The 25,454-nt window shown below is 67.4% G+C and carries 26 protein-coding genes; 18 read left to right on the top strand and 8 right to left on the bottom strand.

Annotation, left to right across the window (positions count from 1 at the left end; all coding sequences use genetic code 11):
- Positions 1-41: 41 nt before the first annotated feature.
- From secE to rplL, 6 genes are all read left to right on the top strand, one after another.
- Entirely contained in the window at positions 42-290 is a 249-nt protein-coding gene (gene secE / locus KQ303_RS08035) for a preprotein translocase subunit SecE (RefSeq protein ID WP_198948268.1), read from the top strand.
- A 135-nt stretch (positions 291-425) separates the two neighbouring features.
- Positions 426-1,052: a transcription termination/antitermination protein NusG gene (gene nusG, locus KQ303_RS08030; protein ID WP_369803010.1), complete on the top strand. Its 627-nt coding sequence runs from the start codon at positions 426-428 to the stop codon at positions 1,050-1,052.
- 185 nt (positions 1,053-1,237) lie between these two features.
- On the top strand, positions 1,238-1,663 hold the full coding sequence (gene rplK, locus KQ303_RS08025) for a 50S ribosomal protein L11 (protein WP_094512052.1): 426 nt from the start codon (positions 1,238-1,240) through the stop codon (positions 1,661-1,663).
- A 147-nt stretch (positions 1,664-1,810) separates the two neighbouring features.
- Positions 1,811-2,518 (top strand): 50S ribosomal protein L1, encoded by a 708-nt coding sequence (gene rplA, locus KQ303_RS08020; RefSeq protein ID WP_259729889.1) that lies wholly within the window; start codon positions 1,811-1,813, stop codon positions 2,516-2,518.
- A 376-nt stretch (positions 2,519-2,894) separates the two neighbouring features.
- Positions 2,895-3,422 (top strand): 50S ribosomal protein L10, encoded by a 528-nt coding sequence (gene rplJ / locus KQ303_RS08015; protein WP_094512046.1) that lies wholly within the window; start codon positions 2,895-2,897, stop codon positions 3,420-3,422.
- Between the two features lie 67 nt (positions 3,423-3,489).
- Positions 3,490-3,873 carry a 50S ribosomal protein L7/L12 gene (rplL, locus tag KQ303_RS08010; RefSeq protein ID WP_094512042.1) on the top strand — a complete coding sequence of 128 codons (384 nt, stop codon included), beginning with the start codon at positions 3,490-3,492 and terminating at the stop codon, positions 3,871-3,873.
- 467 nt (positions 3,874-4,340) lie between these two features.
- Here rplL and KQ303_RS08005 read toward each other — a convergent pair whose 3' ends face one another.
- Positions 4,341-5,039: a DUF3747 domain-containing protein gene (locus KQ303_RS08005; RefSeq protein WP_094512039.1), complete on the bottom strand. Its 699-nt coding sequence runs from the start codon at positions 5,037-5,039 to the stop codon at positions 4,341-4,343.
- Positions 5,040-5,101: 62 nt separating this feature from the next.
- Here KQ303_RS08005 and KQ303_RS08000 point away from each other — a divergent pair, with 62 nt between their 5' ends.
- The 6 genes from KQ303_RS08000 to KQ303_RS07975 all read left to right on the top strand — a co-directional run bounded on the left by KQ303_RS08000 (position 5,102) and on the right by KQ303_RS07975 (position 11,997).
- A complete protein-coding gene (locus tag KQ303_RS08000; RefSeq protein ID WP_259729888.1) occupies positions 5,102-5,887 on the top strand; it encodes a ribonuclease H in 786 nt (261 codons plus the stop codon).
- Positions 5,888-5,898: 11 nt separating this feature from the next.
- Positions 5,899-7,077: a quinone-dependent dihydroorotate dehydrogenase gene (locus KQ303_RS07995; RefSeq protein WP_233132907.1), complete on the top strand. Its 1,179-nt coding sequence runs from the start codon at positions 5,899-5,901 to the stop codon at positions 7,075-7,077.
- Positions 7,078-7,177: 100 nt separating this feature from the next.
- A complete protein-coding gene (locus KQ303_RS07990) occupies positions 7,178-8,125 on the top strand; it encodes a hypothetical protein (RefSeq protein ID WP_259729887.1) in 948 nt (315 codons plus the stop codon).
- Positions 8,122-8,832: a PilN domain-containing protein gene (locus KQ303_RS07985; protein WP_259729886.1), complete on the top strand. Its 711-nt coding sequence runs from the start codon at positions 8,122-8,124 to the stop codon at positions 8,830-8,832. Before KQ303_RS07990 ends, KQ303_RS07985 begins: the two co-directional genes overlap by 4 nt.
- Positions 8,829-9,581 carry a hypothetical protein gene (locus KQ303_RS07980; RefSeq protein WP_259729885.1) on the top strand — a complete coding sequence of 251 codons (753 nt, stop codon included), beginning with the start codon at positions 8,829-8,831 and terminating at the stop codon, positions 9,579-9,581. Before KQ303_RS07985 ends, KQ303_RS07980 begins: the two co-directional genes overlap by 4 nt.
- Positions 9,582-9,738: 157 nt before the next feature.
- On the top strand, positions 9,739-11,997 hold the full coding sequence (locus tag KQ303_RS07975; protein ID WP_259729884.1) for a type II secretion system protein GspD: 2,259 nt from the start codon (positions 9,739-9,741) through the stop codon (positions 11,995-11,997).
- Positions 11,998-12,015: 18 nt separating this feature from the next.
- Here the strand turns inward: KQ303_RS07975 and KQ303_RS07970 are convergent, their stop codons facing one another.
- From KQ303_RS07970 to KQ303_RS07955, 4 genes are all read right to left on the bottom strand, one after another.
- Positions 12,016-12,852 (bottom strand): pentapeptide repeat-containing protein, encoded by an 837-nt coding sequence (locus KQ303_RS07970; protein WP_259729883.1) that lies wholly within the window; start codon positions 12,850-12,852, stop codon positions 12,016-12,018.
- 61 nt (positions 12,853-12,913) lie between these two features.
- Positions 12,914-14,731, bottom strand: coding sequence for a DUF3488 and transglutaminase-like domain-containing protein (locus KQ303_RS07965; RefSeq protein WP_259729882.1), 1,818 nt, complete (start codon positions 14,729-14,731; stop codon positions 12,914-12,916).
- Positions 14,728-15,705, bottom strand: coding sequence for a hypothetical protein (locus KQ303_RS07960; protein WP_259729881.1), 978 nt, complete (start codon positions 15,703-15,705; stop codon positions 14,728-14,730). Before KQ303_RS07960 ends, KQ303_RS07965 begins: the two co-directional genes overlap by 4 nt.
- Entirely contained in the window at positions 15,692-16,630 is a 939-nt protein-coding gene (locus KQ303_RS07955; protein WP_259729880.1) for a MoxR family ATPase, read from the bottom strand. Before KQ303_RS07955 ends, KQ303_RS07960 begins: the two co-directional genes overlap by 14 nt.
- Positions 16,631-16,682: 52 nt before the next feature.
- Here KQ303_RS07955 and KQ303_RS07950 point away from each other — a divergent pair, with 52 nt between their 5' ends.
- The gene (locus KQ303_RS07950) at positions 16,683-17,834 is read left to right on the top strand and encodes a histidinol-phosphate transaminase (RefSeq protein ID WP_259729879.1); all 1,152 of its coding nucleotides are present in this window, start codon (positions 16,683-16,685) and stop codon (positions 17,832-17,834) included.
- On the opposite strand, the gene KQ303_RS07945 is transcribed toward KQ303_RS07950, so the two are convergent.
- Complete coding sequence (locus tag KQ303_RS07945) at positions 17,803-18,900, bottom strand: UDP-N-acetylglucosamine--N-acetylmuramyl-(pentapeptide) pyrophosphoryl-undecaprenol N-acetylglucosamine transferase (protein WP_259729878.1); 1,098 nt, start codon at positions 18,898-18,900, stop codon at positions 17,803-17,805. The genes KQ303_RS07950 and KQ303_RS07945 overlap by 32 nt on opposite strands.
- A gap of 170 nt (positions 18,901-19,070) precedes the next feature.
- Here KQ303_RS07945 and KQ303_RS07940 point away from each other — a divergent pair, with 170 nt between their 5' ends.
- Together KQ303_RS07940 and KQ303_RS07935 are read left to right on the top strand one after the other, a co-directional pair.
- Positions 19,071-19,799 carry a hypothetical protein gene (locus KQ303_RS07940; RefSeq protein ID WP_259729877.1) on the top strand — a complete coding sequence of 243 codons (729 nt, stop codon included), beginning with the start codon at positions 19,071-19,073 and terminating at the stop codon, positions 19,797-19,799.
- Positions 19,800-19,902: 103 nt separating this feature from the next.
- Complete coding sequence (locus KQ303_RS07935; RefSeq protein WP_259729876.1) at positions 19,903-20,346, top strand: hypothetical protein; 444 nt, start codon at positions 19,903-19,905, stop codon at positions 20,344-20,346.
- Positions 20,347-20,409: 63 nt separating this feature from the next.
- Here the strand turns inward: KQ303_RS07935 and KQ303_RS07930 are convergent, their stop codons facing one another.
- A complete protein-coding gene (locus KQ303_RS07930) occupies positions 20,410-21,615 on the bottom strand; it encodes a phosphoglycerate kinase (RefSeq protein ID WP_255141363.1) in 1,206 nt (401 codons plus the stop codon).
- 142 nt (positions 21,616-21,757) lie between these two features.
- Between KQ303_RS07930 and KQ303_RS07925 the strand changes: the two genes are divergently transcribed.
- From KQ303_RS07925 to KQ303_RS07915, 3 genes are read left to right on the top strand one after another with little or no spacing between them, the layout of a single operon-like run.
- A complete protein-coding gene (locus KQ303_RS07925; RefSeq protein ID WP_094512006.1) occupies positions 21,758-22,138 on the top strand; it encodes a universal stress protein in 381 nt (126 codons plus the stop codon).
- Positions 22,138-23,112 (top strand): ribosome biogenesis GTPase YlqF, encoded by a 975-nt coding sequence (ylqF, locus tag KQ303_RS07920; RefSeq protein ID WP_399233225.1) that lies wholly within the window; start codon positions 22,138-22,140, stop codon positions 23,110-23,112. Before KQ303_RS07925 ends, ylqF begins: the two co-directional genes overlap by 1 nt.
- Positions 23,109-24,116: an RluA family pseudouridine synthase gene (locus tag KQ303_RS07915; protein ID WP_255100166.1), complete on the top strand. Its 1,008-nt coding sequence runs from the start codon at positions 23,109-23,111 to the stop codon at positions 24,114-24,116. Before ylqF ends, KQ303_RS07915 begins: the two co-directional genes overlap by 4 nt.
- On the opposite strand, the gene KQ303_RS07910 is transcribed toward KQ303_RS07915, so the two are convergent.
- Positions 24,113-25,453, bottom strand: coding sequence for a ClC family H(+)/Cl(-) exchange transporter (locus tag KQ303_RS07910; protein ID WP_259729875.1), 1,341 nt, complete (start codon positions 25,451-25,453; stop codon positions 24,113-24,115). The genes KQ303_RS07915 and KQ303_RS07910 overlap by 4 nt on opposite strands.
- Position 25,454 lies beyond the last annotated feature (1 nt).

Below are 25,454 nucleotides of genomic sequence, written 5' to 3'. Positions count from 1 at the left end.
TGTTTGCCGGTTCGTGCGATCGCACCGGTGCGCAGGCCACCGTGGAATCCCCAACCCGCTCCACCACCACCGAAACCTTGCCTGAGGCAGAGCCCACGCCGCCGGCAGGGGCGGCAGCCACGGGCTTTTTCCCCTCGCTGCTGGAAGAGCTGCGCAAGGTGGTCTGGCCCAGCCGCCAGCAACTGTTCAGCGAATCGGTGGCGGTGATCCTGATGGTGGGCCTGTCGGCTGCCTCGATCGCCGCGATCGATCGCCTCTTCGGCTGGCTGTCCTCCCAGATCTTCCGCTGATCCTCCCGCCCCGCATTCCCCACGCCGCCTCGTCGTCCTTTCCTCAACCTCGTGTCAGAAGCCGAACTCGCCCCTGCTGATCTCGCTGCCGTCGATCTCACCGACGCTGACGCCCTGAGCGCTGCGGCGGTCGACCTGGCAGCCGTCGACCCGGTAGCTGTCGATCCGGCAGCCGCCGCTGAAGCCGAGGCCAAGCCGCAGGTGGCCCGCTGGTACGCAGTGCAGGTGGCCTCCAGCTGCGAGAAGAAGGTCAAGGCCACCCTGGAGCAGCGGGCGATCACCCTGGGCGTCAGTAACCGCATCCTCGAGATCGAGATCCCGCAGACGCCTGCCATCAAGCTCAAGAAAGACGGCAGCCGTCAGTCCACCGAGGAGAAGGTGTTCCCCGGTTACGTGCTGGTGCGCATGGTGCTCGACGAAGACACGATGATGGCGGTGCGGAGCACCCCGAACGTGATCAACTTCGTGGGGGCCGAAGAGCGCCGCGCCACCGGCCGTGCCCGTGGCCATATCAAGCCCCGGCCCCTCACCCGGCCCGAGGTGGAGCGCATCTTCAAGCGCGCCGCTGAGAAGAAGCCACTGGTGAAGGTCGACATCACCGAGGGGGATCAGATCCTCGTGACCGCTGGTCCGTTCAAGGATTTCCAGGGCGAGGTGATCGAAGTGTCGGGAGAGCGCAGCAAGCTCAAGGCTCTGCTCTCGATCTTCGGCCGGGAAACCCCGGTGGAGCTCGAGTTCTCCCAGATCAGCAAGCAGAGCTGATCACCAGCGGCCGCCTCCCTGCGGAGGGTGGCCCTGGGTGTGTTCACCGCCTGCGGCGGACACACCACACCGCCGCTCCCCGCGAACGGCGATCCGCACACCTCCCCTCGGGGAGATCCTGTCCAGCCCACCGGGGCGTACGCCCCCATCTCCCGCGAGGGAGTTTCCGTTCCCCAGACCAGCCGATGGCCAAGAAAGTCGTAGCCGTGATCAAGCTGGCCCTCAATGCCGGCAAAGCCAACCCTGCTCCGCCCGTGGGCCCCGCCCTCGGTCAGCACGGCGTCAACATCATGGCGTTCTGCAAGGAGTACAACGCCCGCACCCAGGACAAAGCCGGGTATGTGATCCCGGTGGAGATCTCGGTCTTTGAAGACCGCAGCTTCACCTTCATCACCAAGACCCCGCCGGCGTCGGTGCTGATCTCCAAGGCTGCCGGGATTCCCAAAGGTGCCGCCACTTCCGCCAAGGGAGATGCCGGTGCCATCAGCCGCGCCCAGCTCGAGGAGATCGCCAAGACCAAGCTCCCCGACCTCAACACCAGCAGTGTCGAGGCGGCCATGCGCATCATCGAAGGCACCGCCCGCAACATGGGCGTCGCCGTCCGCGACTGAAGGCCCCCGGCCTGATTTCGCCACTGGACGAGGCCCCTGCGCCGGATCCAGTTCCCTGCTCCTTTCCTTTTCACCCCACCCGGGGGAGACCCAGGGCCCGGGCCTCATGCGCCCGCTGGCTCCGTCGCCCGCACCCCAACTCCCACCATGCCGAACCCTTCCAAGCGTTACACCGCCCTGGCCGAAGCGGTCAAAGACCAGGCCTACGAGCCTCTCGAGGCCATCGAGCTCGTCAAGGCCAACGCCACAGCGAAATTCGACGAAACGATCGAGGCCCACGCCCGCCTCGGCATCGACCCCAAGTACACCGACCAGCAGCTCCGCACCACGGTCGCCCTGCCGAACGGCACGGGTCAGAGCATCCGCATTGCCGTGATCGCCCGTGGTGAGAAGGTCGCCGAAGCCAAGGCTGCCGGCGCCGACCTCGCCGGTGATGAGGATCTGGTCGAGTCGATCGCCGGCGGCCAGATCGACTTCGACCTGCTGATCGCCACCCCGGACATGATGCCCAAGGTGGCCAAGCTGGGCCGTGTGCTCGGTCCGCGCGGCTTGATGCCGAACCCCAAGGCCGGCACCGTGGCCACCGACCTCGCCGCCGCCATCAATGAATTCAAGGCCGGCAAACTGGAATTCCGCGCTGACCGCACCGGCATCGTGCACGTGCGCTTCGGCAAGGCCAGCTTCAGCACCGAGAAGCTGCTGGAGAACCTCAAGGCACTGCAGGAAGTGATCGACCGCCAGAAACCCAGCGGTGCCAAGGGTCGCTACTGGAAGAGCCTCTATCTCACCTCCACCATGGGGCCGTCGGTGCAGGTGGATGTCACCGTGCTGCAGGACATCAAGCGCGACAACTGAGCTCCGACTGCTGAGCGCCGAGGGCCCGGAAGCGGGCAGGTCGCCGGTGTAAGGTGATCAACTGGCTTGTCCAGAGGGCACGCGCCCAACCCAAGACAGCAGGTGAGCGATCGAGCTTCCCGGAAACCTTCCGGGAGTCCGTTTGTTCATAAGTCCTGCCGAGGTGCTCGCGGAAGGTTTGGCACTCCGGTTCCCGGTGGTGCGAATCGTCAGGCGGCCTCGTCGCGCCCCCGTTTGAAACGGGAGCGGGTCCGTCACTCCAAACGCCCCAGCGGTGCTGGCCTTTGCGGGCCGCCACCTTCAAGGAGCGGCACTTCGAGTGAGGGGCTTCAGGGGCCGCGGGCCCGGCTTGTTCCCACCGATTCGTTCCACTCCTATGGGCCGCAAACTGGAGAGCAAGCAACAGATCGTCGAAGAGCTCAAAGGGCTCCTCGGTGCATCGGAAATGGCACTGGTCCTTGATTTCAAGGGCCTGTCGATCAAGGAGATGTCCGACCTGCGCACCCGCCTGCGGGCCAGCAACGGCATCTGCAAGGTGACCAAAAACACCTTGATGCGCCGAGCGATCGATGGAAACAGTGCCTGGTCGGAACTTGATTCCCTGCTCACCGGCACCAACGCGTTCGTCCTGATCAAGGGCGACGTCGGCACTGCCGTCAAGGCCGTTCAGTCCTTCCAGAAGGACACGAAGAAGTCGGAAGTGAAAGGAGGCCTTTTCGAAGGCAAGCTCCTGTCCCAGAACGACGTCAAGGCCATCGGTGAGCTGCCCTCCAAGGAGGTGCTGCTGGCGCAGATCGCAGGTGCGATCAACGCCGTGGCCACCAAGCTGGCTGTGGGCATCAACGAAGTTCCGTCCGGTCTTGCCCGAGCGCTCAAGCAGCACGCCGATTCCGGCGAAGGCTGACCGCCGACTGCGGCGATTCCTGGAGTCGTCGCTCCCCATTCACCCGATCTGTTGCTGAATCTCAACCATGTCCGCCACCACTGACTCCATCCTCGAGTCGCTCAAAACCCTCTCCCTGCTGGAAGCTTCCGAGCTCGTCAAGCAGATCGAAGAAGCCTTCGGCGTGTCCGCCGCCGCTTCCGCCGGCGCCGTGATGATGGCGGCTCCTGCCGCTGCCGCTGAGGCCGTCGAAGAGCAAACCGAATTCGATGCCGTGCTCGACGGCTTCGACGCTGCTTCCAAGATCAAGGTGCTCAAGGCCGTCCGTGAAGTCACGGGCCTCGGCCTCGGCGAAGCCAAGGCTCTCGTCGAAGCGGCTCCCAAGGCCATCAAGGAAGGCGTCTCCAAAGACGAAGCCGAAGCCATCAAGAAGGCCATCGAAGAAGTGGGCGGCAAGGTCACCGTCAAGTGATCTCCGGGGGTGGCCGTTCGGCTGCCCCACCCCGCTTGCTTCCGGCCTTTTCTCCCTGGCCCGATCGGCCTCAACGGCTCGGCTGGCCTTCGGGCTCCCTCCCGGGTTCCGTCTTCTTACCCATTTCATCTTGAAGCCAGCCCCCGAGGCTGGCTTTTTTGTGGGCGTGATCTGCTGGCCCCCTCGGCTGGAGCGGCTTGCTTGGCCTGCCGTCCTGAAGCAGCTTGGCCTCCCCAGCCGCCGCGGAACCGTCAAGACAAAAAAAAGCCCCGCCGAGGGCAGGGCTTTAGAGGTGGGACGTTTCAGGGAGTCTGTCCTTGTTTCGACCCTTGAAGGTCGTCCCTCACCCCTCACACCCCCGAACATTAACGCTGCTGAAAAGGGGGGAGTGGGGGAATGGGTCGCTGGTTCAACTGTCACCACGGCTGTTGCTGCTCCTTTCGTGGCCGCCCCCATCCCCTCGGTGTTCACTCCTCGAACGGCACCACCTGCAGGGCGATCGGTCCCTCGGTTTCTTCGTAGGAGGGCCTGCTGTCGTCCCTGCGGCCCAGCAGTGGGCGTTGGCGGCCGGCCACGAGCGAGCCCCTTGCCTGAGCGGCCCGTGCCAGCAGGTCCTCCAGCGGCGTGCCGTTGGCGAAATACACGTGGCTGAGGGTCTGGTTGCCGAAGGCGCGGCGGTTGAGCTGCCAGTCGGGCTCCAGGGTGATTGCCACAAAGGCGTCCCGATCGCGCAGCGGCACGGTGCCGCGCCCCACGACCAGGGTGGTGGTTTCCGTGGGGCTCATCGCCTGCAGCTGAAGCTCCTGGCCCACCTGCCGCAGCCGCAGGCGGTAGCGGCTGGCCAGATCCTGGTCGGCGACCCGCAGCGAGTAGCCGTTGCTGTCGAGATAACGGCTGCAGATGCCGGTGAAATCGAAGCGGTTGAGGGAGGGATCCACCAGGCCATCCGGCCGCTGTTCCCAGCACAGCGGCCGTGGTGCCAGTTGCTCGAGCACCAGCAGCGACCAGTCGGCCGAGCCCACCGGCTTGGCCAGCACCGCAAAGCGGGAGGCATCCACAGGCACGCTGTTGAACACGCCCTGGGCCAGGGCCACGGAACTGTTCACGGCAGGGGCGGCGGCCATCGCCAGACCGAGCCCCGCCAGGGCCAGGTAAGTTCGCTTCATGATCGTGTGCGTCCTGGCCAGAGGGGGATCCAATGTTTACCGAACTTTTCGCCTGACGCCCAGTGGGTGCTGAGCCGGTGCGGGTGGTGGCAGCGGCCTGTGATGGGGCCTGCAGTGGCAACCCGGGCCCAGGGGGCTGGGGCGCACTGCTGCGTTTCGAAGACGGCAGCATGATCGAACTGGGTGGCGCGGATCCGGCCACCACGAACAACCGCATGGAATTGACGGCGGCCCTGGCGGTGCTGGAGCGCCTGCGCGAGCTGCCACGCCACCCGGATCTGCGCCTGCGCACCGACAGCCGCTACCTCATCGATGGCCTGCAGCGCTGGATGGCCGGCTGGAAGCGCAAGGGTTGGCGCACCGCCTCGGGCAGCCCGGTGCTCAACAAAGACCTCTGGGAAGCGCTGGATCGGGCCCGGCTGCCGGATGTGCCGCTCGTGCACGTGCGCGGCCACAGCGGCGACCCCGACAACGACCGCTGCGACGTGATCGCCGTGGCCTTTTCCCGAGGCGGCAGACCTGCTCTGGCCGGGCGCGCTGCCGCAGGCGCCGCTCCTCTTGTCGCTTCTGTTCCTCCACCGGCGGCCTCTGCACCCGCGGCCGGCGACCCCCTTGCTGCCGGCACCCCTGCTGACGACCCTGCGCCACCGGCACTGACCGCCTTGCTCAGCCGCCTGGAACTGGCGGACCGGTTGGCGGACGGCGGGTTTACCCTCTCGGCAGCCGAGCTGGCCCAGCTGGTGGATCTTCCCCTCGCCCGTTTGGCCGAGCGTCCCGGCGACTGGGTCTGGCGCGATTGGCACGTCCGCTCGCTCGACCAATGTCGCTGGCGCCTGGAGCGTCGTTGATGGAACCCCCCATGGCATCGGCCCCGCCCCTGTCCAGCACCGAAGCGCTCTACCGGCGCTGGGTCGGTCCGTTGCTCGCCCGCGATGACGGGGCCGACGCCGAACAGCTCACCCAGCTCACTCTCACCGCCTTGGGGCTGGCCTCCCGGCGCCGGCACTGGCCACTGGTGTCGGGCAGCCTGGCGGGCCTGGGGGCGGAATTGCAGCGGCCGGATCTGCGCCTCGAGCAGACCCTGTTCGGTTGCCGCTTCGCCAATCCGCTGGGCCTGGCGGCCGGCTTTGACAAGAACGCGGTGGCGGCTGGCATCTGGCACCTGTTCGGCTTCGGTTTCGCCGAGCTCGGCACGATCACCTGGCACGGCCAGCCCGGCAATCCGCGGCCCCGGCTGTTCCGCCTCTCGCAGGAGCGGGCCGCCCTCAACCGGATGGGTTTCAACAACAACGGCGCTGTGGCCGCCAAACGCACCCTGGAAGAGCAGCACCTGCCGCCGGCCGGGCAACGTCCGGCCGTGCTTGGCCTCAACCTGGGCAAATCCAGGATCACCTCGCTCGAGCGCGCCCCCGACGACTACGCCTCCACGCTGGAGCTGCTGGCCCCGCTGGCCGATTACGCGGTGATCAACGTGAGCTCTCCCAACACCCCGGGGCTGCGGGACCTGCAGGACGCCACCCAGCTGCGACGGCTGGTGGAGCGGTTGCGCCGTCTGCCAGGTTGCCCGCCCCTGCTGGTGAAGATCGCTCCTGATCTGGAAGACGACGCCATCGACACGATCGCGCGGTTGGCTTATCAGGAGGGGCTGGCTGGCGTGATCGCCGTGAACACCAGCTTGAACCGTCTGGGCCTGGAGAAGCGCCGCCTCGCGCAGACCGGACGCACCCTGGAGGAGGAGGCCGGTGGCCTGAGTGGCGCCCCCCTGCGTGGCCGTGCGCTGGAGGTGCTGCGCCGGCTGCGGGCCACGGCTGGACCAGCCTTGCCACTGGTGGGGGTGGGTGGCATCGACTCGCCTGAATCCGCCTGGGAGCGCATCACGGCGGGGGCGTCGTTGATTCAGCTGTACACCGGTTGGATCTACGCCGGGCCTGCACTTGTGCCAACCATCCTTGAAGGCCTCCAGCAGCAACTCGACCGCCACGGCTGCCGCCATATCGGCGAAGCGGTGGGCAGCGGTTTGCCTTACCTGAGCGCCTAGCGAGCGATTCGGTGCATCGGCGGAAGTCTGCCGATACGATTCGCGAATCTTTTCGTCGCCGATCTTGGTTCTCGCTGGCTTGCAAGAACGGCTGCGGCCTTTGACGGCCCGTCTGTTCCCTCCCCGCCTCCTGCTTGTGCTGGAAGACGAGCAAGTCACCTTGATGCATTTGAAGGGAGCCACCTACCCGCCCACAGGCACTTTGCTGCGCACTGTGCCGTTGCCACGCGGCACCTGCAGCGGTGGCCAACCTCAGCAGAAAGCGGCCCTTGGGGACCTGATCGGTGATCTGGTGGTGGAGCTCAACTTGATGGGGGCGGAGGTGGTGGCGGCCTTGCCCGCCGCTGCCTGCACGCTCCGGGTGGTGGAGTGGCCCTATGACGACTGGCCTGAGCAGCCCGACCTGGCGCTGCGGGAGTTGAACCCGGATCTGGGGCTCCCATTCCCAATGACCCAGACCTACATCACTCTTGGGCCTCTCCCCTCGCGGGATCCATCCCGCCCCCCCACCTCGCTGGTGGCCATCGGCCAGCGCGCCATGATCCAGGCCTGGGTGGAGGTGTTCTCCATCGCCGCCTTGGATCTTGTCTGCCTTGAGCCCGCCCAGGTTGTGACGCTGCGGGCGTTGGATCCTCTGATTGCTGCGGCTCCTGCCGGCGAACTGATGGTGTTGCTCGAGCTCCGTGGGGACAGTGCCGATCTGTTGCTGGTTCGTGATGGCATCCCCGAATTCAGCCGGCGGGTCACGGCAGGCGCCATGTCGATCGAAAGGGAGGTGCGTACCTGTCTGGCGTTCTGGCAGCGCCGGGATCCGAGCATGACGTCCGTGCGGGTGCTGGTTTACGGCCCCGCTCAAGACTGCGCGAAGGTTTCCGATACGCTCTCGCCGACGCCGTCGTGGAGCGTGGAAATCGTCGACCCCCTGCAGCAACGGTGGCTGAGCATTGTCGGCACCGAGAGCGATCCTGATCCTTCCGCTGCCGACGCGGTCGGTGGAGCGTCCCTGGTGCGGATGTGCGGCCTGGCTGCCGGAGACCTGTCCCGATGAGCGCCTCCTTACCCCCCGTTGACCTGCTGCGCGAACGCCGGGTTGAACTGGGCCTGCCAGCGGATGGGCCGCCACCTCTTGACGCTCGGCGGCTACTGCTGATCGGCGCCGCCGTCGGTGGTGGCCTTGTGGTGGCGATGCTGGCCGTTTCGCTGCTGCTGCGGATTCAGCAGCAGATGATCTCTCAGGAATTGGAGCGTCTGGCACCGGTGCGGGGGCAGGTGGCCCAGCTGGAGCAGGAACTGGCCGCCGAGAAGGCCGCCAATGACAAAACCCGCGCCAGCAACGCGTCCCTGGCCGGCGGACTGGTCACACTGCGCTCCGGTTCAGCGCTGATGACGGATGTGAGCCAGCGCACCCCTCGCGGCCTGCAGCTGACCCAACTCACGGTGGAGAAGCAGGCCCTCTTGATCAAAGGCCGCAGCGCTGATCCGGGTGCCTTTGAGCGCATCAATGCTCTGGTGCTCCAACTCCAGGGCTCACCCCTGCTGGATCCGAGCCAGATCACCCTGGCCAGAGCAAGCCGGCCCTCAGCTGGTGGGTCAGGGTCGAGCCCAGAGGCCAATCTGGTGGCCTTCGAAATTTCTGCGGGCTTCCGCGCTACGGCCGAATCACTCAACCAGCGCCTGGCCCTGCTGCAGAGCCTCGGCGCTGAAGGCCTCGCCTTGCGGCTGCAGAAGCTCCGCCGTGAGGGAGTGCTGCCATGACGAACCTCCAGGAAGGCATCAAACCGCCATCCCCTGCCTTGCGGATCGGACTGCTGGCGGGTCTCCCGATCGCCGCCGGTGCCCTGCTCTCAGGACTGGTGTTCTTCGGCGGGGTCTGGCAGCCCTGGAGCAGCCTGCGCCAAAACCAGGTCCAGCTTGATGAATTGCGCGAGATGGAGCGCCGTCTTCCCTTGCTGCGCGTTCAGCGGCTGCGCCAGATCGAGGACACCGAAAAAATCCGCAAGCAGCAGAGCAACCTGTTGCAGCTCATCGCCGGCAGCGGCGATTTCGATACCTTCATGGCGCAGCTCAACCGGGAAGCGAGTGCTTCCGGTATCCAGCTGGATGTGTTTGAACCCGTTGCCCCGCCTGCCGCACCGGCGGCTGCCGAGGGCGCCCCTCCCGCACCGGGCCAACCGGCCCAAGGAAAGGCGGCCGCCGACCCCAAGGCTCCGCCGCCCCCGCCCCAGGACCCATTGGAAGCCAGTGGCCTGGTGAAAGCGACGACCTTGCTCAGTGCCCGCGGGCGTTATCCCAACCTGCTTGATTTCCTGCGCCGGTTGGAGCGTCTGGGGCTGCTGGTTGTGCAGAGCGATCTGAACGTGGCGCTTCGAGAGGCAAGTGCCCCTGCTGCTGCTGATTCTCCTCCACTTGCTGATCTCAAGCTCAATCTCTCTCTCTATCGAGAGGGAGATCCAGCGCCCAAGCCGCCTAAGCCGCCCGAGCCCGCTCAGCCCACGACGCCCTGATTTCCCCATTCATGCCCATCGCGTCGCACACGTTCACTTCTACACATAAGATCCCCCAACGATGAAATTTGCGGAGAACCGGTCAGTGCGACGAGTTGGAAGTCTGGCTCTTTCGGCAGCCTTTCCAGTGCTGACCCTTTTGCCGGTTGCCGAAGCCATGGCAGCGCCCGGCCAGGTGGGTCCATTTCAGCCAGGGACTCCTGCCGCCGGAACGAACCCTCCCGCCAGCCAGTCCGGCTCAGTGGAGCTGAAGATCCGCCGCCTGCCCGATTCGGTGGAGTTTGTGATCGAAGGCACCGGTGCAGCTCCGCAGCTGCAGCAGTTCACCAACAACCGGGGCTGGGAGGGGCAAATCCTCCTCACCGGGCCAAACAGCCTGCGGCGCGGCCCCCAGAGGGTGAGCCTGCCGGATCTGGGCTTCGAGTCGGTGAGCCTTGAAGGCGAAGGCACCCGCTACTTCCTGCAGGTGTCTCCAAGTCGTGGGGGATCCATGCCCCGCCCGGTGGTGAGCGCAGACGGCCGCAACCTGATCCTCACCTTCCCCGCTCCCCGCCAGAGTTCCACCCAGACCGGCCGGCTTGACCTCAATACACCGGGCCGGGTGGATCAGCCGCGCTTTGCGCCACCGCTGCAACCCAGGGCGGTGGCACCGCCGGTGGGCGACATGGCCGTTGGCAGCATGCTCCTGCGCAACCGCAGCTTCGTGAATCTGCGGGGTCCGAGTGTGACCATGACCCTCCGCAATGCCCCGGCGAAGGACGCGCTGATGGCCGTGGCCCAAATGGGTGGTTATGGCTTCGTCTACGTTGACGACTCGCCTGCCCCTGGCGCGACCCCCGCTCCACCTGACACGGCCATCAACACCAGGCGCGTGTCGATCGCCTTCCGTAATGAGCCCTATTCCAGAGCCGTGAACGCGATCCTGTTGGCCTCTGGCCTGCAGGGAAAGTTGGAAGGCAATCTGATCGTTGCTGGCCCCAGCGCGCTGAGCAAAACCTTCGGATCTCAGCTCTCCAAGGTCTACCGGCTCAATCAGGCGTCAGCCAACTCTGCTGCTGACTACCTGGCGAGCCTCGGGGCCACGATCAACAAGACGTTCACCACCACATCCACCTCCAGCGAGGTGGCTTCCACAGGCACACCAGCGAACAACACGGCCGCTTCCACCGCCACGACTGCCACCACCACGCAGATCAACTCCTTCGGCGCCAGCCAGGGGCCGCTGGTGGGGCTGATCGGCACCACCGACACCAGGCTCGGCACCATCACCCTGGTGGGGGAAAGCTCTCTGGTGGCGATCGCTGAGGCCTATCTCAAGCAGCTGGATCTGCGCCAGCGGCAGGTGGCCCTTGCTGTGCGCATCCTTGATATCAACCTGGAGAACTCCCAGGATATCGCCAACAGCTTTGCGTTCCGCTGGGGCAATAATTTCATCGTCAATGACAATGGCCAGCTTCTGGGTGCCTTCGGGTCGCGGCTCCCGCCCACGGCTGGTGATTTCCGGCGTGGTGTTCCCAACGATCTGACAGTTGAACTCACGCCTGCCCAAGGCACAACACCGGGAACCGTTACGACCGGCGGCACCAATCTGCCAGGGCTGGTGGCCACCGGTGCGGCAGCATTGAATGGCGGTCGGTCGGTCGGCGCTTCCCTCACCGATGGCTTCCGCCGGAATCCCGGCCAGAACTTCCCGCAAGACAGTTTCTTCGACTTTGTTCAGGCCCAGATCGTTTCGCGCAACACCAAGCTGATCGCAAGTCCCACGTTGATCCTGCAAGAAAATCCCTCCCGCCTGCGCGATGGCGGCGCAGGCGCGGGAGAAAGCGGCAACTCCAACCAGGGCCTTGATTCCTACACGATTGATTCGCCCATTGCCCGCAGCCGTGCCAACGAATCGGTCGTGCGGGTGGGCACCAATGTGATCACCAATGTTGAGGTGGAGCAGCAGGAAAATGGTGGTACCCAATGCACGTTGGAACTCTCGACAGCCGGTCTGGTGCTGGGCGCCCGCGTCGAGAAAATCGATGACAACGGCTTCGTGACCTTCTCGCTTTCCCCCAGCATTTCCGCCGTCACCGACTCGGTGCCGGGCCCACCCTCCTGCACCAGCCAGGTGAGCATTCTCAGCGTGCGGCGGCTGGACACCGGCGCTCTGCGGGTTCGCGACGGCCAGACCCTGATCCTCACCGGTGTGATTTCCGATGTGGATATCGCCGAGGTAACAAAATGGCCCATTCTTGGTGATCTTCCCTTGGTCGGCCAGTTCTTCCGCGGCTCCTCCAACCGACGTGAAAAGCGTGAGTTGGTGATCATGGTGACGCCGCGAATCATCTCCGACAATGACGGCGCCACCTTCGGCTATGGCTTCCAGCCCTCTACGCCGGAATCCCGCCAATTCATGAGCAACCCGCAGTGAAATCGCAGCGGTGAGAGCTCAGAACGCCAGGGGGATGAACGCCTTGGCGGCCAACGGCAACAGGAACTGAACCACACCCATTGCCCCGCCCACAACCTGGCTGCCGAAGGCATTGCCTCCGTCTTTTCCTTGCCGGGGATCTTTTTTCAGCTTGGCGGAGGCCTCCAGCAACTGCTCGGACGTGGCCAGATCCCCGCTGGTGGCGTAGAGCTGAGCCGCATAGCTGAAATCGGCGGCGGCCTGCTCGGTCTTGGCTTGCTCTCCGCGCACGATTCCGCGTGCCACCCAGCTGATCGCCGCCTCCTGGTCGCGCTGAATGGCCGCGTCGAAGAAGCGTTCTGCCTCCGGCAGGCGCCCTGCTTTGGCCGCTGCGACGCCGGCATTGTGCAGCTCGGCGTGTCCCTGAAGGGCGGGATCGATGCCCCGGGCCCCCTGCCAGTGGGTCGTGGCCAGGCTGCCCGTGTCGACCTGGGCGCCACTGAGGTCGGCCTCCCGCAGGTCGGTGCCTTCCAGCGTGGCCCCCCTCAGATCGGCTCCCCTGAGCGAGGCCCCCTGGAGGCTGGTGAAGCTGAGATTCGCCCCGCCGAACTTGGCGCCATCCAGACGGGCGCCACTCAGGTTGGCGCGCTGCAGCTGGGCGTTGCGCAGATCCGCGTCGCGCAGGTCTGCCCGCACCAGATCGGCGTCCTGCAGCTCGCAGCGCTTGCAGGAACGCGTGTCCAGCAGACGCACGACGGCATCAAATGAGGAGGCGCCGGCTGGGGGCATCAGCCCGAAGGCCGTCAGTGAACCCAGCAGCAGCACAGCCAGCCTTGGCTGGAGACCGCCCATCATCCGCTGCTCGCATGGATCCATGTGTTCTATCGAGCAGCACGGCTTACTGGACTGGAACGGGGCCGGATCCTGTCCCGGATGCTCATGCCTGTGAGCTCGAGGCGGCGGGCAAGGCTCCGAGCTGTTGCCGCAGCTGGCGCAGGCGCTTTCTGGAGGCCTGGCGCTGGTCCTGCGGCAGCGCTGGCCCGAACCGCTGCCGCAGGTAGGTGCAGGCCAGTTCATCCAGTGCGGAAGCGAGATCAGGGCGCTGCTGTCCGGCTCGGCGGCAGAAGCTGCCGAGGTCTTCGCCGGGGCGTGGTTCGAACCCCAGCAGCCGCAGGCGCTGGAGACAGTGATCGAGCTCGCGTCGCAGGCTATCGGTGTCGCGCCGCCGCTGGCTCCAGTGCATCAAGGGCAGCACGAGGCCGAGGCAGAGGGCCAGTGCTGCCACCAGCAAGGCGCCCAGCCATTCATGCCGCTTGCCCAACAGCCGCTCAATCAGCGCCATCTGGTCCTGGCGGTTGAAGCTCATCACCCACCCGGTCCAGCGCAGATCGATGCCGCGCCACTGGAGCAGGGCCCAGCCCAGTGGGCTGAACTGGCGGGGGGTTTGCCCGGCAGAGATCGGCTGGCCGGCGGTGATTCGGAGCGGCGAAACCCAGGCGGTGGGATCCACCAGGACCCAGCCCTGGTCTGCCAGCCAGACTTCGCTCCAGGCATGGGCATCGCTCTGACGCACATCCAGGTAACCGCCGCCGCCCACCTGGGGCACCCAATCTCCCCCCTGGTAGCCGAGCACGATGCGGGCAGGCACGCCGGCGGCACGCATCAGGGCCGTGAAGCCGGAAGCGAAGTGCTCACAGAAGCCCGTCCGGGTGTCGAAGAGGAAGGCGTCCACCGGATCAGGGCCCGGCAGCAAGCCTGGCTGGGTGGTGTAGCGAAACGGCTGTGAGCGGAACCAGCGTTGGGCTACAGCGACCCGATCAGCAGGCGGAAGGGTGTCCTTCCACTCACGGCCGAGGGCCTGTAGGCGGGGGTTGATGCCGACCGGCAGCTCCAGGGCGGCTTCCCTGGGCGGCTGAAGCTTCCAGGCTGCGGGCGCGCTCAGGTTGGTGAAGCCATAGGCGCGCCGTTCGATCGGTGGCCGGTTGTTGAGCAGCACGCCATCGGGGCTGATGCGCAGCTCCGGATCCAGCGGTTGGCCTTGGCCGCTCCAGGGGAGCACCGGCAGCAGCATGGGCTCGGCCAGCCAGAACTGTTCGCGGCTGCCGGTGGGTGGCGCGCCGGCAGTCTGTGGGAGTAAGGCATTGAGGTTGTCTTCGTCGGGCAGCCGTTCCCAGCGCTGGCCATCGAAGCTGTGCAGCGTGAGCACCCGCCAGTACCGGGACTCCGGCGGTGGCGGTTCTTCGTTCGTGAAGCTGATCCGGGCCGCTGGCGTGTCCACCGCCACCAGATCGGCGATGCTGCCGGTGTCGAGCTGATCAGAGAGGCCGGTACGGGCAGTCTGTCCCATGGGCACCGTCCAGAGCGGACCGACCCGCGGCACCAGCAGAAACAGCACCAGCACCAGGGGCAGGGCGGCGCCGAGCAGGCGCAGGCTGCGGGCCAGCAGGGTCCGCAGCTGCACAGCACTGCCGAGTTCCAGCGACAGCAGGCTGCTGAGCGCCAGCAGCGTGGTGAGCAGCTGGATCAGGCTGGGCCCCAGACCGGGCAGCAGGGCCGCCATCACGCCGGTGATCACCAGAATCAGCAGCGAGGCGCGTCGCAACTCGCTGCGGGAGTGCGCCTCGCGCAGCTTGAGGGCGGTCAGCGTGATCAGGCAGATCGCCCCCCAGCTCAGCGGCATGCCGGTGTCGATCGCTGGCAGCAAGGCGGCCAGTAGGCCGAGCGCCACCCATTGCAGCCGCCGGTGCCCGCTCACGGAAGCAGGGCCAGGGCCGCCAGGCACTGGTCGCGATGGCGGCTGCCGCTGCCCGGAGCGATCGTGGTGCCGCCCAGGATCAGGCCGTAGCTGTCACCGGCAGCACTGAGCGCCCAGATGCGGGCACTGAGGTGTTCGAGCGCCTGCTCCTTCGGCACGTCCGGTTGGGGGCTAAGGAGGGGCTCCGACGGCGGGGAGCCGCCGAACACCTTGGAGTGGGCGCCCCGGCCCCGCGCCATGGATTTCCAGAACAGCCGGCTGACCCCTTCCTCGGCCCTGTGTGGCCGCAGATCGACCCAGTGGTCATGGCCCAGGGCGCTGGGGCGGCCGCTCACGTTCAGCCGGTTCCCCTCTGCATCAGCAAAGGTTTCGGCCACCGGCCCTTCGCGGCGGGCTGGGTAAACGAGCTGGGCGGTGGGCGGTTCCCACAGGCTCCAGCAGCGGAACAGACCGAGGGGAGCACTGGAGCTGATACGCAGTCGGCCGGGCCGTTGCAACCCCCGCTGCTGCGGTTGCCAGGGAATTGACAACTCGGACCGGCCCGGCTGGATCTCCTGATCGCGGCTCTGGGTGCTGCTGTCCTGCAGCAGCGCAGAGCCCAGGATGAAGCCGATGCGCAGCTGATCGCGATGACACTGGCTGTGCACGACCACCGGGTAGTTGAGTGGGGCATCGGCGAAACCTGGCGGGGGATCGCTGCAGCTCAGTTCGAGGCCTTGCAGATTGAAGGCGGTGAGATGCATCGCCAACAGGAAGAGCCCCAGCAGCAGATAAGACATCATCAGCGTGCCGTTGCTTTGCAGCTGGATGCCCACCACCTGCAGCAGCACGACGGCCATCAACCAAAGGGCGCCGAATCCAGTGGGCAGGATGTAGATGCTTCGGGCGCCAAGGCGCAGCTGGTGCCCGGCGTGAGGCCGGAACAGGCCATTGCGCTTCGCCTTGGGGACAGCTGGGTGGTCAGCGGAGACCATCGACGCCCGCCAGTAAGCGGTGGCTCCAACTGCCGGAGGCACAGGCACCGACACCGTTGGTGGCGATCGGCTCGCCGTTGTCCATGCGGTGTTCGCAGACGCTGGGAAGTACGGCCTGCACATCGGCGGGAATCACGAAATCGCGCCCCTCCAGCAACGACCACGCCCGGGCTGCCGCCAACAGCGACTGGGCGGCGCGCGGAGAGAGCGGCGAAGCACCGAAGCTGTCCTGGCGGCTGAGCTGCACCAGATCGAGCACATAAGCGAGCAGAGAAGGCTCGGCATGCTGGGCCGCCGCCTGCTGTTGCAGGGCGAGCAGATCGGCGGCTGTCAGCAGGGCCGGCAGCTGGTCGGGCCGCATCGCCTGGCCGCTGAGCAGGGCCAACTCCGCTTCCCGCTCGGGGAATCCAAGGGTGAGCCGCATCAGGAAACGATCCAGCTGGGACTCCGGCAGCGGGGCGGTGCCGGTTTGATCGAGGCCGTTCTGGGTGGCGATCACGAAGAAGGGCGAGGGCAGCTCATGGCTGGTGCCATCAACGCTGACCCGGCCACTGGCCATCGCCTCCAACAGCGCACTCTGAGTGCGTGGGCTGGCCCGATTGATCTCATCGGCCAGAAGCACCTGGCTGAACAGGGGGCCAGGCTGGAAGCTGAAGTTGCCACTGGCCGTATCGAGCACACCGATGCCGGTGAGATCGGCAGGGAGCAGATCGCTGGTGAAGTGCACCCGCTTGAATTCCAGCCCAAGACAACGGGCAAGAGCTTCGGCGAGGGTGGTTTTGCCCATGCCGGGCAGATCTTCGATCAGCAGGTGGCCGCGTGCCAGCAGGCAGGCCACGGCCAAGCGGATCTGCTGGTCTTTGCCGAGCAGGACCTTGCTGACATGCTGGACGACCCGTTGCGGCGACACAGACTGGACCGTCACCAGCAGTTCCACCTATCAGATTAAAGGATTCTGAGTCTGGGAGCAGGGGACGATGACCAGTACGCCGGGCAGCCACGAGCTGGAGCTCCGGCACGGCGGCAATCTCGAGGCGGCGGCCAGCCGCCTCGGTTGCCAGCCGCATCAGGTGCTCGATGCCAGCGCCTCACTGGTGCCGTTCGGCCCCCCCGCCTCCCTGCGGCGGGCGTTGCGGGTCTGCCTGCAGGGAGGTGCCGCCGGCACGGCCCTGCGCGACTATCCCGACCGCAGCTATTCCCGGCTGCGGTCGGCGATCGCTGCCCACCACGGCATCGACCCGGCGGCGGTGCTGCCTGGCAATGGGGCTGCTGAACTGTTCACCTGGGCGGCCCGGGAGGCGGCGGAGGCGGGCCCCAGCCTGCTGCCCGAGCCCGGCTTCGCCGATTACCGACGCGCCCTGGCCTGCTGGGACGGGGCCATCGAACCTCTGCCGCTACCGCCGCCATTCCCTTCAACGCAGCTACCGGCAGGTCGCCATGGCGCACAGCCGGCCTGGGCCTGTCCGGCTCCGTTCCCCGCCCCTGCTGGCCCCGGCGCGGCGCTGTGGATCACCAATCCCCACAACCCCTCGGGCCAGCTGTGGGACCGCCGTTCGCTCGAGCTGCTGCTTGACCGCTTCGCGCTGGTGATCGTGGATGAGGCCTTTCTTCCCTTGGTGCCCGATGGCGAGCGGCACTCGTTGGTGCCGCTGGTGGCAGACCATCCCCAGCTGGTTGTGATTCGCAGCCTCACCAAGCTGATGGCGATCGCCGGGCTTCGGCTCGGCTACGCGGTAGCAGCTCCAGCACGTTTACAGCGCTGGCAGGAGTGGCGGGATCCCTGGCCGGTGAACGGCCTGGCCGCTGCCGTCGGCCCGCTTGTGATCGCCGATTGGCGCTGGCAGCAACGCGTGCAGCGCTGGGTGGCGCGGGAAGGCCCCTGGTTCCACCGTCAGCTGGACGGTCTGCCGGGCCTGAGCCCGCAGGCCGCGGCGGCCAACTTCCTGCTGATGAGGAGCGACCGGCCGCTGCTGGAGCTGCGCGAGCGTCTGGAGAGACGTCACCGCATCCTGCTGCGTGACTGCCGTTCGTTCGCGGGTCTGGGGGAGTGCTGGCTACGCATCGGCCTGCAGGACCGCCGCGGTAACCGCCGCATCCTCAGGGCGCTGCGTTGTGAGTGGCGGGAATGAGCGCCTCGAGCAGGTGGGCGAGTTGCCGGTCGGCATCGCGCACCGCCAGACGCTCCATGCCGCTGCGCAGTTCCAGGAGGGGATCGGCGGCCGGAGCACTGCCCCGCAGCCTTGGTCCGATCAGTCGCCAGAGCGTTCGGCCCAGGGCCGGATGCCCAGCAGCGTGCTGGTGCACGATCACGGCCGCGCCGGCGGCGGCGGCAGCTGCCGCATTGGCCTCCTGGTGCTGGTCGGCGGCCTGCGGGTAGGGCACCAGCAGGGCGGGTGTGCCGCAGACCGCCAGTTCGCTGAGGCTGCCAGCTCCAGCGCGGCTGATGGCCAGGTCGGTGTGCTGCAGCAGCCCCGGCAGCTCATCGCTGAACGTGCGCTCCACCAGTGCTGGGTGCTGCAACACTCCCACCTCCGGGTCGTTGCTACCGGTGAGATGCACCACCCGACAACCGGCGTTGAGCAAGGACGGCAGCAGCGGCCGCACCATGCGATTCAGCCCCAGCGCGCCCTGGCTGCCTCCCATCACAAGCAGCAGCGGACCCTCCCCTGCCGGCACCCAGGGTGGTACGGGCGTGGGCTCGAGAAAGGCGCGGCGCACGGGGGTGCCGGTGAGCAGCGGCGTGCTGCCAGGCAGGCGTTCCGCCGCCGCCGGCAGGCCGATCGCCACCCGGGTGCACCAGCGGCTGAGCAGACGGGTGACCCGCCCGGGGATCGCATTGGATTCGTGCAACACCACCGGAATGCCGCACCAACGGGCAGCCAGGATGGCGGGGGCGGCGATGTAGCCGCCAGTACTGAACACCACCTGGGTGCGCTCGCGGCGGATCACCCGCCGCACCTCACGGCTGGCGGCGATCAAGCGCAGGAGCTGCCAAAGCTTGCAGAGGCCCTGCCCCTGCAGCCCACCGGCGTGCACGGTGTGCAGCGGATAGCGGCTTGGCACCAGATCCGTCTCCAGCCGATCGGGCACCCCGAGCCAACTCACGGTCCAGGAGGCCGGCAGGGCCTCCGCCACCGCCAGAGCAGGGAAGAGGTGTCCACCGGTGCCGCTGGCGGCGATCAACAGGTGGGTCATCAGCCTTCAAGGACGGGCGGGAGTGCCCTCTCCGGGCGCGCCTAACTTAAAAGCACCCCGACGACCGCCATATGCCCATGCCGTTGCACCGCCTGTCGCTGCCCTCCCTGTCATTGCACCGCCTGTCGTTCACTCGCCGTTCGCTCCCGCGCCCGCACAGGCCACACGCCTTGCTCTCGGCCCTGATGTTGGCAGCCGCCTGCTGGGCGCCGACGGCGATGGCGGCCGCTCCCGGCACCGATCTGCTGCGCAGCTTGGAGACCGCCCTCAACAGCGGCTCCGCCGGCAGCGTGGCTGCCTTGCTCAAGGCTGGCGACGGCATCGATCCGGCTGACCTGGAAGCCCGTTACCGCAGCCTCCGCACGCGCTTCCCTGATGCCCGCTGGCAGATCACCCCGGGGGACAGCCTCAAGGACGGCCGCAGCACTGTGCGCATCAGTGTGAGTGGCACCAGCCAGGTGGGCGCCTTCCTCTATCGCCTGCAGGCGGAGCAGCTGCTGGCCCTCAGCATCCGGGATGGACGGCTCGATGGTCAGGAGCTGATTTCCGAGAACGCCACCCTGCGCAGCGGCAGCACTGACCTGCCAGTCAGTGTGCTGATCCCTGATGCGGTGCTCACCGGCCAGCGGTATGACGTGGACGTGGTGTTCGATGACCCGCTTGACGGGGCGGTGGCCGCCGGTGGCATTGTCGCCGTGAGCGAGGAGCAGATCCGCTCCTTCCAGAGCCCCGACCTTGAACTCACGGCGCTCGGTGGCGGTGGGGTATTCAAAGTGGTGCAGGCGCCCCAGCAGCCCGGCAGCCAGACCTGGGCCGTGCTGCTCGTGCATCCCGATGGCATCGTGAGCACCACCAAGCGGGTGCGGGTGGTGGGCAACCGGGACGCGCTCACGCCCTGAGCGCGTCCGCCAGCCACATCCGGTCATCTTCGGTGGCTGCTGAGTGTGCGTTTAGACAGAGATCGGCGACAGCATGAGGGCGCCTGAGCACATGATCTTCCTGATGTCCTCCACCCGTTTGCAACGACTGTTGCTACCCCCCGTCGTCGCCACCCTGGCGGTGATCGTCCATCTGGCCGCCGGCCAGGCCCAGGCCGTTCCTGCCGACGGATCCGGCGCTGGTCGCAGGGCCTGGCTCGAGTCGGTCGAGAAGCTCACCCCTAGCCAGAAGCAGGAACTGTTCAGCTTCCAGCGAAGCCTGTCCCTGAAAACCCATGCCGAGCAGATTTCCATCCTGCAGAGCAGCGAGCGTTGCGTCAGCGCCGCGACCGACTTGGACGACTTGCAATCGTGCCGCCGCAAGGCGATGGCAAGCCGTCGCGCCCTGATGACCAAAAACCGCGATCAGGCAAAAGCCTTCAACCAAAAGCTCGGCCTTCCCATGCCGGAGCTGAACGGGGAAGACAAAGGTGGCCGCCGCGGCCGGGGCAGCAGGCAGGCGCTCTGATCTGAGCCAGCGTGGGGGCAGTAGCCGCCCCAGCCTCTCCTGCGTCGCCCCGGTGACCTGAGATCAGGCCTCGTCGAGGGCAGCCACGCCGGGCAGCACCTTGCCTTCCAGCAGTTCAAGGCTGGCGCCACCACCGGTGGAGATGTGGCTCATGCGCTCGGCCACGCCCACCTTCTCGACAGCCGCCACTGAATCACCGCCGCCGATGATCGTGCAGCAGCCCTTGCCGCTCAGATCGGCCAGGGTGTGGGCGATGCCGTTGGTGCCGGCAGCGAACTTGTCGAACTCGAACACGCCCATGGGGCCATTCCAGATCACGGTCTTGCAGTCGGCCAGGGCCTCCTGGAAGGTCTTGATCGAATCGGGGCCGATGTCGAGGCCCATCCAGCCGTCGGGGATGGCGTCGATCGCGGTGGTCTGGCTGTTGGCGTCGGGGGAGAAGGCATCGGCCAGCACCACATCGGTGGGCAGCAGCAGCTGCACGCCCTTGGCGGCCGCCTTGGCCTCCAGCTCCTTGGCGAGCTCAAGTTTGTCGTCTTCCACCAGGCTCTTGCCCACCGCCAGACCGCGTGCCTTGTAGAAGGTGAAGATCATGCCGCCGCCGATCAGCACCTTGTCGCACTTGTCGATCAGGGCTTCGAGCACGCCGATCTTGCTGCTCACCTTGGAGCCGCCCACGATCGCCGCCAGCGGCCGCTGAGGCTCATCGATGGCGCCCTGCAGGTACTGCAGTTCCTTCTCCATCAGATGGCCGGCCACGCTGGGGCTCAGGTACTTGGTGACGCCTTCGGTGGAGGCGTGGGCCCTGTGGGCGGCGCCGAAGGCGTCGTTCACATAGACGTCTGCCAGGGCGGCCAGCTTTGCGGCGAAGGCGTCGTCGTTCTTCTCTTCCTCGGCGAAGAAACGCACGTTCTCCAACAGCACCACATCGCCGTCGGCCATGGCGGCCACCTTGGCTTCGGCATCAGGGCCGATGCAGCTGTCGGTCTTGACCACGGGTTTGCCGAGCAGCTCGGCGAGGCGGGCCGCCACCGGGGTGAGGCGCATCGTTTCGTTCACCTGGCCTTTGGGACGGCCGAAGTGGGCGGCCAGGATCACCCGGGCTCCCTTGGTGGTGAGGTCGTTGATCGTGGGCAGGGCGGCCCGGATGCGCGTGTCGTCGGTGATGGCACCGTCACCGTCGAGGGGCACGTTGAAGTCGACCCTCACCAGAACGCGCTTGCCGCTCAGTTCATCGGCGGAGAGGCTGGCCAGGGAGCGCTTCGTCATGGATTCAAGATGTAAGGAAAGATGCGCGACATTAACCCGTGGCCCTGCCCGTGTTGAAGGGGGTGGTTGTCTCGGGCACAGCGGGCGCTAGGACAAGGTCAGCAACCTGCCTGCCCCTTCTGTTCCGTCGGGGATGTGACCGATGTTCTCCACCATCCTGTTCCCCATCGACCAGAGCCGTCAGACCATGGAGACGGCTGCCTTCACGCTGCGCCTGGCCCAGCAGCACAACGGGCGGCTGGTGGTGCTCTCTGTGGTGGAACCGGAAGGTGCCATGCACGATGCGGCCGCCGTTGCCAGCCTGCTGGAGCAGGCCCGCAGCCACTTCGAGCAGGCGGGGGTGGCCTGCGAAGTGATCGAGCGGGAAGGCCATCCCGCCTTCGTGATCGGCGACGTGGCCGATGAGATCAACGCCGATGTGATCGTGATGAGCACCCGCGGCCTCACGCTCGCAGCCGATGAGCCCAGCACCGCCGCCCGGGTGATCCAGTTGGCTCCCTGTCCGGTGCTGGTGGTGCCCTGATGCAGCCCGCCATTCAGTGGTATCCCGGCCACATCGCCAAGGCGGAGCGCCAGCTGAAGGCCCAGCTCGCCAAGGTGGATCTGGTGATCGAGGTGCGTGATGCCCGTATCCCCCGCGCTACCAGCCACCCGCGTCTGAAGCGCTGGATGGAGGGCAAGCACCGCCTGCTGGTGATCAACCGCCGCGACATGGTGAATGAAACGGCCCGCCTGTCGTGGGACCGCTGGCTGCGCGAGCAAGGCGAAGTGCCCTGGTGGTGTGACGCCAAGACCGGCACGGGCGTGAAGCAGCTGCAGGAGGCGGCGATCCGGGCGGGCGAGCAACTCAATGCCCGCCGCGCCGGCCGCGGCATGCGCCCGAGGCCGGTGCGGGCCCTGGTGCTCGGGTTCCCCAACGTGGGCAAGTCGGCGCTGATCAACCGGCTGGTGCGCCAGAAGGTGGTGGAGAGTGCCCGGCGGGCCGGGGTCACCCGCACGCTGCGCTGGGTCCGGCTGGGCCAGGCGCTGGATCTGCTCGATGCCCCCGGCGTGCTTCCTCCCCGCCTGGAAGACCAGCGCGCTGCCCTGCTGCTGGCCCTCTGCGACGACATCGGCCAGGCCGCCTACGACGGAGAGGGGGTGGCGGTGGCCTTCCTGCACCTGCTCGATGCGCTGGCCTCGGTGCCGGAGGCCGGGCTGCCGGCGCAGCTGCTGGAGAAGCGCTACGGCGTGGCACTGCCGCGGCGTCAGGGGCGGCGCCATGCCGATGGCGAGCACGACGACGCCTCGGACGGGGATCGCGAGCGTGATGGAGCTGAGCCCTTGGAGTCGTTGCCGGATGGGCTGGCCTGGCTGGAGGCCGCTGCCGCCCGCCACACCAGCGGCGACACCGCGCGCATGGCCCAGCGCCTGCTCGATGATTTCCGCCGCGCCGTGCTCGGCCCGATCGCCCTGGAGCGCCCGCCCCAGAAGCCCGCCGCCGCTGTGGAGGCATGAGCGCGTTCGGGGCAGGTGAAGGGGAGTTGATCACGCTCCACTACCCCCGGCCCCTGCCGATGCGGCTCGATCGCTGGCTGGTGGCCCAGCGGCCGGAGCAGAGCCGTGCCCGCATTCAGAAATTCATCGATGCCGGCCTGGTGCGGGTGAACGGCAGCCCGGGCCGCGCCAAGACACCGCTGCGGCCTGGAGATTGCGTGGAGCTGTGGATGCCGCCGCCGGAACCGCTCCCCTACCTGATCCCGCAGCCGATCCCGCTCGACATCCTCTACGAGGACAGCCACCTGATCGTGCTCAACAAGCCTGCCGGGCTCACGGTGCACCCGGCCCCCGGCAACAAGGACGGCACCCTGGTGAACGGCCTGCTGCACCACTGCCCCGACCTGCCGGGCATCGGCGGCGAGCGGCGGCCGGGCATCGTGCACCGCCTCGACAAGGACACCACCGGCTGCATCGTGGTGGCGAAGAGTCAGCAGGCCCTGGTGAACCTGCAACGCCAGATCCAGCAGCGCGTGGCCTCCCGCGACTACCTGGGTGTGGTGCACGGGGCGCCCCAGGCGGAGTCCGGCACGATCGAGGCCGCCATCGGCCGCCACCCGATCGACCGCAAGAAGTACGCCGTGGTGGCCGACGATAAGGGCCGGCTGGCCCGCACCCACTGGCGCCTGATCGAGCGGCTGGGCGATTACTCCCTGCTGCGCTTCAAGCTCGACACCGGCCGCACCCACCAGATCCGTGTGCACGGCGCCCACATCGGCCACCCGATCGTGGGGGATGCCACCTACAGCCGCTGCCGGCGTCTGCCGATCGAGCTGCCGGGCCAGGCCCTGCATGCGGTGGCCCTGGGCCTCGACCACCCGATCAGCGGCGAGCGGCTGAGCTTCGAGGCGCCGCTGCCGCCCGCCTTCACGGCGCTGCTCGCGGTGCTGCGCCGCCGTCAGCCCGCGCACCAGGCCCAGCCGGCAGCCGCCACCGGCGACAGCCCCGCAGACCCGTTGCCCTAGCCGGGGCCCGCGTCTGCGGAACTCCGGCGCCGCCGCTCCCGCAGCGATTCGTCGCGCATCAGCTCGTACATGGTGTTGTGCTCAAACAGATCGGCCACGGCGATCGCCGTGCTCACGGCGAAGCCGATCGGCAGCAGCAGGGCGTAATCCTTGCTGAGCTCGAAGGTGAGCAGGATCGCCGTGAGCGGCGTGCGGGTGAGGGCCCCCAGGAAGGCGCCGCCGCCGGCGAACAGCAGCGTGGATGGGGCGTAATCGAACAGCACCTGACACACCTGCTGCACCAATGTGCCCAGCGAGGCTCCCACCACCAGCGCCGGTGCCAGGAAGCCTCCGGGGGCGTCGGCCGCCACAGCCAGGGCAGTGCCGGCCGCCTGCACGATCAATGCCACCAGGGCATTCAGCGGCGTGCTCAACCCGAGCAGGGCGCTGAAGCCGAGCCGATCGGGATTGTCGAAGCTGGGATTGAGCAGGGAGGAGGCCAGGCCGATCCCCAGCCCTACCAGACCCAGCTGCAGCCACAGCGACAGATGCAGACGGAAGAACCCCCGGCGCAGGCGCACGATGCCCCGTTGGTAGAGCATCGCCAGCGCGCCGGCGGTCGCGCCCAGAAGCATCAGCAGGGGGATGTCCACCAGGCGGAAATCGGTGAGGCGCGAGGGGTCCTCGATCACCGGCAGCAGCTGCCGTAACCACAGCGGCCCGCTTTCATGGCCATCGAACAGCCGGGTCCAGGTGATCGTGGCGAAGATGGCGAAGGCGACGACGGCATTGCTGCGCACCGTGCTGCCTTTGAACATCTCCTCGAGCGTGTAGGCCAGGCCGCCGAGCGGCGCGTGAAAGATCGCCGCCAGGCCAGCGCCACTGCCGATCGCCACGGCCAGCCTGCGTTCCCGCGGTGGGGCCTGCAGGCCGTCGGCGGTGGCGCGGCCCACCACGGCGCCGATCTGGATCGAGGGGCCCTCCGGCCCCACCGGCAGGCCGCTGCCGATGGCGATGCCGCTGGCCAGCAGCTTGACGATCGCCAACCGCCAGGTCATCGGGATCGGCACCCCCTCCAGCCAGAGCATCACCTGCACGATTCCCGATCCCTTCGCCTCCGGCTCGAAGGCGCTGATCAGGCCACCGGCCACCGCGCCGCCCAGGCCGCCCATCAGCGGCAGCACGATCCAGCGGGGCAGCACGGCCGCCAGCTGCAGCCGCAGGCTGTTCAGCAGCTGGGTTTCGCCGCTGTACAACCGGATCGCCACGGCCACGCCGATGCCGATGGCGTTCACCAGCAGCAGCAGGCGCAGCAGACGCCTGACGGCCTGGCGGCGCTCCGGGGCTGTCAGCGCCATG

The sequence above is a fragment of the Synechococcus sp. CS-1333 genome, from assembly GCF_025128015.1.
Classification (GTDB): domain Bacteria; phylum Cyanobacteriota; class Cyanobacteriia; order PCC-6307; family Cyanobiaceae; genus MW101C3.
This window is presented reverse-complemented; position numbering and strand designations above follow the sequence as displayed.